We start from the raw sequence: 6,863 nt of genomic DNA, 5'->3' as shown, positions 1-6,863 counted from the left end.
GTATATTGTAATTATTATCATATATTTGTATTATTAAGATTTAAAAGCACCTAATGGAATATAATTTCCATTAAGTGCTTTTTTTCTAATGTCAATATAAAAATATTGTATTGATGCAACACTAAAAGTTTCTACATCTGTTTTTATCTTTCACAAAAACTATTTTTGCCATTATAGGAGTAGCCTGCTTATCTTCACCAATCTGTACAATTACAGAGGCTTTAATTTTAGCTTTACCTCGCCTTTTTTTCAATGCAGAAATAAGGATTTAAGGTTATATTTTTTACCTCTGTAAGTATAAAAAACCTTAGGCATTGCTTTTACCATAGCAATTGTATGAAGATTCAAATTTAATATCTTAATCAATGTTTTAGGATAGGTAAACCAACTATCAAATAAGACATAAGTTGATGGCAATGAATAAGCTGCCGCTTGTTTTAATAAATCAAGCATTGCATCCGGAGCTTTCTTAATAGCTTCCTTTCTGATTTTGAAACCATTGGACCTTTTATCTATTGAATCATTAATTGAACAGATACGATTTTGCTCATTTTCAGAACTTAGCAGCGTAAATGCTAATGGGAGAAATGTATTCCCATCAGACCATCCTAAAGTGAGCATTCTGAATCCTTTTTTATATTTTCTATCAACATGGTCAAATACTTTTGCTAGAAGTTCAACTGACTTACTTCTAGCTCTGCTGTAATAGGAATCATCAACAATAAGAACATTTACTCTATCATCAGATGTTAGTGGTTTAATCCTAGTTTTAATTATTTTAGAAGATAACAACAATAAGAATTTTCTCCAGTTATAACTGGTAGAGTTTAAAAATCTATATACTGTATCTTTGCAAAAATTAGATGTATTGTTTTGAGACTCTAAAGTTCTGAAAAGATTTTTTCCATTAAATATCAACATAAAAATAAACCTAAAAACCAAGATACAAGAAAAACCTTTTTCCTTTTTAAAATTAGATTCTCTTAAAAGTGAATTTATCTTGTTATCTTTAAAAAATCTATTTATTGTAGAATCAAACTTTTTTTCTGTGTCATTGTTTGGTATAATTGTATTCATGGAGAACATTCCTTTCTTGGTGGTTGTTTGTCGTGATTCAATTATACCAAATGGAGGAATGTTCTTCTATTTTTTATACTTTAATCAATGAAGCTAAGGGCTACCGCCCTAAAACATAAGTGCGAAAGTTGAGTTATTAACTATAATACATTTCTAGTATAGTTGTATTCATATTGGTAATCTTACTAGTATTAGTGTATATATACCGATAAACTATATGGGCGCTAAACCCTGTCACCCAGCGAACTGCTTTGTTTTGCGAAGCAGTACTAGAGCTCTATAAGTCTTTCATATATTCAAGCCTTTTAGAGCACAAGTACTGCTAAAGCCCTCTTAAGATCTAAGGAAACTCCTTTTCGTTCCTCAAATGAGTAAGCGATTCGCACAAAATCATAGATTTTGGCTCTCTGCTCATGGGTACCCGACAGAGCGCAGGGGCGGGGTGGACATGCTTCCAGCTCCAAACAGCACGTACAAGCATTAAAAAGTCATGTCCGTACTTTAGTGCCGCAAGGCAAGTCCACCCTTTCTTAGTATTCCTCTGTGGTCTATCAAATAGGAAATTATAGGGGTAGTAACCGCAATACATGGATTTTATACGTTAAGACATATATTGCCAAAACACCTTTATATTCAAAGAGCTTTTTGAATATATCGATGTTTTAATTACTCTAAAATATATTTTAAACATATTCCTTAAGAATGAAAATGGTAGGACTTGAGTCACACTATGAAAATCACGTATTAATTAAGTAAAGATCATGCTTATTTCTTAACTGCCAAACAATAATTCACATTATCAAATGCTTCTATAGGATGCTCTGGATTTGCTTGATTGTATTTCTTGAAATACTGATCCGTTATTTCATTTGGTGTTAAATGTTCATAAATTAAGAAATTACTATCAGCCAATAGTTGTTCTAACTCTAAATAAGAATAACTTGCAAGCATTTTTTCATTTGATGCACTAGTCAGCGCAATTTGCTTTTTAACTCTTTCACCTGCTTTGGGAGTATACGTATCTTCATCTTGATAATCAAAAATAACGCTGCTGCCTTTTGGCACAATACTTGAAATAGTATTAATTGCATAAGCAAAATCTTCCTTAGTCAAATAGTAATTCACTCCAAGTAAACTGCAAAAACTTATTTTATTTTGCTCAAATTGAGGACATTTAATTATATTTCTTTCCCAATTCTTTTCTGTAAAATCAATAGGTATATAGTGTATATTGAGGGGAAATTCTGTAATTACCTTTTTAATACGATTTTGCTTATCTTCACCAGTTAAAGGATGGTCAAGTTCGAATATTTGAATATTTCTTGCCCAGTCAGGCTGACGATATGCAAATGTATCATACCCAGCAGCAAAAATCAAATATTGCTTTACACCAATTTTCACTGCATTTTCAAGTGACCTTTCTGTAAATGCAGCTCTACCAATTGGAGTTGGAGATAACTGATTATCAACAATCCAACGCAATGCTTCATCCTGTGTACCATCAAATGATGGATTGAAAAATTTGATACCTTTTGACATATTACTAGCAATTTGTTCGTATTCAGTCTGAGTTAGAATATCCTTTGCTAAGCAATCATCAAAAACTTTCTCTTTGTTTTTCACTGAATGATATGCTCTCGAAAATGCACTAATCAATGCAGTCATACTTTTTTGTTCCATAAAATCATCACCTCTAATAATTAATACCAATTTATTAGGTGTATTACAAGTATTGACATTTTTCTTATTTTGTGGTATACTGAATATATTAAAGATCAAAAATTTACAAAACCGTCACATTTATAGTGGCGTTTTTTTTATGTGATGGCATATAAAAATATATTTTTGATTTGTGAACGATTATTTAAATAATCGTTACTTCGTATAAATTTACAACTACAACCTATTTATTAGTATATCATTATAGTATATCCCTCAAAGGTCCCATATTATCTATTAAATTTTTTCCGGATAGATAATTTTTTACTGCCTGAATTTCTCTTTTGCTTTTTATTGGATCTACTGTTTTGCTTCCTTTTTTCATTTTATCATTTGTCATTTTTATCCCTCACTTAGTTAGTATTATCAATACTATAATTGTACTTTAACTAACTGGTTTTGAGTAAAAAAAAAAAGAGCTTTATCATTTAGTGATTAAACCCTAGATAGATCAATGCTTTTGCTGCAATTGCTGCTAATAAACCAAAGGTAACATTGGATCAGTTACAGAAGAAAATGAGAGGATTTGTCAAAATACTGATAAGGATATAAGCAGAATGACTGGATTAATTACTGGTGCAGCAGTAATTGTAACAATACTTGCTGCTTTTGGTGCCGTAGCTCCAGCTATAACAGCCTGGGGGCAAAATAGATTGAGAAAAAAATTAAATTCTTTAGAAGAGAAAGTTGATACTAAATTAGAAGAAGCGCAAGAGTCTGCCAAAGAAGCTAAAGAATCATCAGATAAAGTTAAAATATTGGCGCAAGAGGCAAAAGCTTCAGCTGAGGATGCTAAAGAATTAGCAAAAGAAGCCAAAATAGCAGTAGATGAAGCTAAAGAATCAGAAAATAAGGCTAAAGCAAGTATGTACTTTAATCAAGCTTATGAATATCATAAAGAAAAAGATTATGAAAAGGCATTGGAATATTATAATAAAACTATAGAATTAGATCCCAAAAATGCAAGGATATATAATAATATAGGAACTATATATGGAAACCAAAAAGAATATCAAGAAGCATTGAAAAATTATAATAAAGCTAAAGATTTAAATCCAAATGATGCATGTATATATAATAATAGAGCGAATGTTTATAGAAAGATGGGAAAATTAGATTTAGCAGAACAGGAAATTGCTGCATCATTACAAATGAATGACAAATATGGTATTACATATATTACAAAAGTTGAAATTTGTAAAGATAAGGGAGATTCAGAAGGTTTCTATAAAAATATTGAACTTGCATTAGAGAATGGTTTGCCACTATCTAAAATTTATAAAGATGCAATATATGATAAATATATAGATGAACCTAAATTTATAGAAATCTTGAATAAGTATAAAAAGTAATAAGTTTTAAGGGATAGAAAAATATTATTATGTAGAATATAAGAAAAACTAGAGGTTGAGCTGCTGAATTAGCAGCTCTATTTATTTATATAAAAATGTTGTTAAAGAATAAAGAAATATTTATTCTTGGGAGTAAAAGAGTAAATCAATGAAAATATAAAGATAAGAAATCTTCAAGGATAACAAAAACTAAAGTTTTTTGAACGTAAAAATACAAAGGAAACTTACTCTAAAAGTAAATTCCCCTTTATAAAAGGTGGTATAGGTGCTACTGCTACCCTCCACCTAGTAATATATATGTCCAATATGCCTTAATTTATTCAAAAAAGATAAAAAACCTTGAAGTTACGCTTCAAGGAATATCAACAGTATTACTTGCCCGGAAAGAACTCCAGCAAGGTTCGATAGTACAGGTGCCACTGCTACCCTCTATCTACATTAATAATAAAGTAGATTTTACAAAATGTCAAGTATACTTTGTATTTTGTAAAGTCTATTTTACAAAACGAATTATAAATTAGTTAAATTTTATTCAAAATTAAGAAAATTACAATCTGAAATTAATTGAGTTGTTTTATACCCATTCATATTTATAATTTTATGTTTTAATACTTGTTCATATGGCATATAAGTATCTTCATTAATGGAAAATGCTACTTCGTTTATAAATTTTTCTTCAGCTTCTTTTTTAGCTTCAACATTAGTAAGTCCAGTAGTTAATCCTTCATTTGTATACTCTTTTATTAAAAGACTTTTTATATTATACATACTTACATAATATGAAATAAAGTCAGCAATATCACATCCAATGTGACTTATTATATTGAACTTTTCATTATCTTCACTGTAATAACCTATTTCACTCTTATTTATAAAGCGTATTTCATCAATTGTATCTCTTACTGCATCTCCTGAAAATTGCTTTGTTCCTGAGGTTATAGATTCATTAAAAGTGGTTCGATAAATTTTTCTACTGCTAAAACCATCATCTCCATCGCATCTTAATTTTGTTGTAAAATGCTTATGATATAATAAGTCTTTCTTTATATCTGCTTTTGTCATATATCCATGTCTTAAATAAAAACATAGCAGATTTAAATGTTCCATAAGTGCTATCTGGTAGGGAGTCTTGTAATTATTTTTATTAATTACGTGTTCTTTTTTATGATTGGCGTTTTTATCATATATAAAGCTTGTACAAAGAATATTCATTTTTGTTGAATTTAGAATATCTAAGAGATCTTTAAAAAAGTTATTCACTTTATAAAGATCTAATATTTTAAATCCATTTTCATTTGTTTTATTAAAAGATTTCCATAACTCATATTGTTCTATAAAATTTCTAAATTGTCTATCGCCCAAAAGATTTTCTTTGATTTTATCACTATCATCTAATGTATAACCTTTTGTTGCTTTATGTTTAAAATATTTATATTTCTTCAAAACATACTCTTCATTCCAACCTAAAGATTCTACTTCTTCACCTAATGAATTCTTATAGTTTATCTTGTTCATGATAGTTCTTAAGCTTGTAAAATGAATAGGAACTCCTTTAGGGATTTTATTATCTTTCCTAAGTTTTATCCATTTTGTTTCAAGTTCATTTATATAAGTGTTTTTTAGGGCTGTAAAACTTACTATACTAATTGCTCTAAGTTTATTATTAATGTTTTTTTCATGTTCATCTACATAAGTTAAACATTTTCTCTTTTCTTGCTCCTTATCACCAGTTGTTTTTATATAGACAAATTTATCTAATTCTTTAAAAATTTCTTTTTTTTCGTCATTTGGCATTAAATTAAGTTCTCCTTTCTAAAGTCAGTTTTCAATTTATATATCTAAAAATTCTTCAACTATATCGTGTTTAACTATATCTTCAATAGTTTCTGGAGGAAGATCTTTTAAATCTTGTACCATTTCTTCTAAAGTGTTATATATTTTGTGAGAAAAAGTTTGTTTTTCCATTTCATTTTTAACAGAATCAGTAAGTACCATATTGATATGCACTAGTAATTTATCTTTTTTCGTTCTATAGATAGTATAATTATGAGTTTTAACATAGTCTAAAAATTTTTTATCACAAATATAATCACTTTCAGCTATTTTTTCTCCTATAAATTTTATTTGTTTCATAGTTGGTATTTTAGAATTATTTTCATACTGCTTAATTGTAAGGGTTATAGTATTACCTTTGTTTTTATTAGCATCAATGAACATTTTAATCCCTTGTAATATAAGCATAGACATAGACAAGTCCTGTTCTTTGGCTAGTTCCTCCCCATTTTGGTAAAGCTCAGTTTGTTCTTCTGGAATATATATATTTTTTCTAATAGCTTTTGCCATTTTCATCCCCTCCTAGTACATATGTATGCATAGTGTGTATAAGCATCTTGTACGTATACTATACACCCATTTGTTAATTTTTTCAACATAATCTATAAATTTCACTTAAAAATATAAAAGTAATGCAGTATAGAAGTAAAAGAATAAAATAGTATTTACTCTTGAGAGTAAAAGAGTAAATTAATAAAAATTCTAAAGAATAAAAAAATAAATTCTATTTTATATAAATCTCTAAAATAGTAAATTATATAAATAGAAAGTAATATCTGCACTTAAAGTTATACAACTATAACTTTAAGCACAAACGTTGAATAATTGCTTCAGGATTTTTGTTTATTTCATTTAGAAAAAGCTTAACATTTTCTCTAATTT

At 28.3% G+C, this 6,863-nt stretch carries 7 protein-coding genes; 1 reads left to right on the top strand and 6 read right to left on the bottom strand.

The window, feature by feature from the left end:
- Positions 1 to 121: 121 nt before the first annotated feature.
- The 4 genes from OIO11_RS12305 to OIO11_RS12290 form a co-directional block, all read right to left on the bottom strand.
- Entirely contained in the window at positions 122 to 253 is a 132-nt protein-coding gene (locus OIO11_RS12305; RefSeq protein ID WP_268071757.1) for a hypothetical protein, read from the bottom strand.
- The gene (locus tag OIO11_RS12300; RefSeq protein ID WP_268071756.1) at positions 250 to 1,077 is read right to left on the bottom strand and encodes an IS4 family transposase; all 828 of its coding nucleotides are present in this window, start codon (positions 1,075 to 1,077) and stop codon (positions 250 to 252) included. Before OIO11_RS12300 ends, OIO11_RS12305 begins: the two co-directional genes overlap by 4 nt.
- A 765-nt stretch (positions 1,078 to 1,842) precedes the next feature.
- Entirely contained in the window at positions 1,843 to 2,757 is a 915-nt protein-coding gene (locus OIO11_RS12295; protein ID WP_268071755.1) for a class I SAM-dependent methyltransferase, read from the bottom strand.
- A 241-nt stretch (positions 2,758 to 2,998) separates the two neighbouring features.
- A complete protein-coding gene (locus tag OIO11_RS12290) occupies positions 2,999 to 3,136 on the bottom strand; it encodes a hypothetical protein (RefSeq protein ID WP_268071754.1) in 138 nt (45 codons plus the stop codon).
- Between the two features lie 217 nt (positions 3,137 to 3,353).
- Between OIO11_RS12290 and OIO11_RS12285 the strand changes: the two genes are divergently transcribed.
- The gene (locus OIO11_RS12285) at positions 3,354 to 4,148 is read left to right on the top strand and encodes a tetratricopeptide repeat protein (protein WP_268071753.1); all 795 of its coding nucleotides are present in this window, start codon (positions 3,354 to 3,356) and stop codon (positions 4,146 to 4,148) included.
- A 528-nt stretch (positions 4,149 to 4,676) separates the two neighbouring features.
- Here OIO11_RS12285 and OIO11_RS12280 read toward each other — a convergent pair.
- Together OIO11_RS12280 and OIO11_RS12275 are read right to left on the bottom strand one after the other, a co-directional pair.
- Positions 4,677 to 5,942, bottom strand: coding sequence for a hypothetical protein (locus OIO11_RS12280; protein WP_268071752.1), 1,266 nt, complete (start codon positions 5,940 to 5,942; stop codon positions 4,677 to 4,679).
- Positions 5,943 to 5,978: 36 nt separating this feature from the next.
- The gene (locus tag OIO11_RS12275) at positions 5,979 to 6,491 is read right to left on the bottom strand and encodes a hypothetical protein (protein ID WP_268071751.1); all 513 of its coding nucleotides are present in this window, start codon (positions 6,489 to 6,491) and stop codon (positions 5,979 to 5,981) included.
- Between the last annotated feature and the right edge of the window lie 372 nt (positions 6,492 to 6,863).

It is taken from the genome of Clostridium sp. ZS2-4 (genome assembly GCF_026719745.1).
In the GTDB taxonomy this organism is placed as follows: Bacteria; Bacillota; Clostridia; order Clostridiales; family Clostridiaceae; genus Clostridium_H.
The sequence above is the reverse complement of the archived record's forward strand: the minus strand, read 5'-3'. Positions and strand labels throughout refer to the sequence as shown.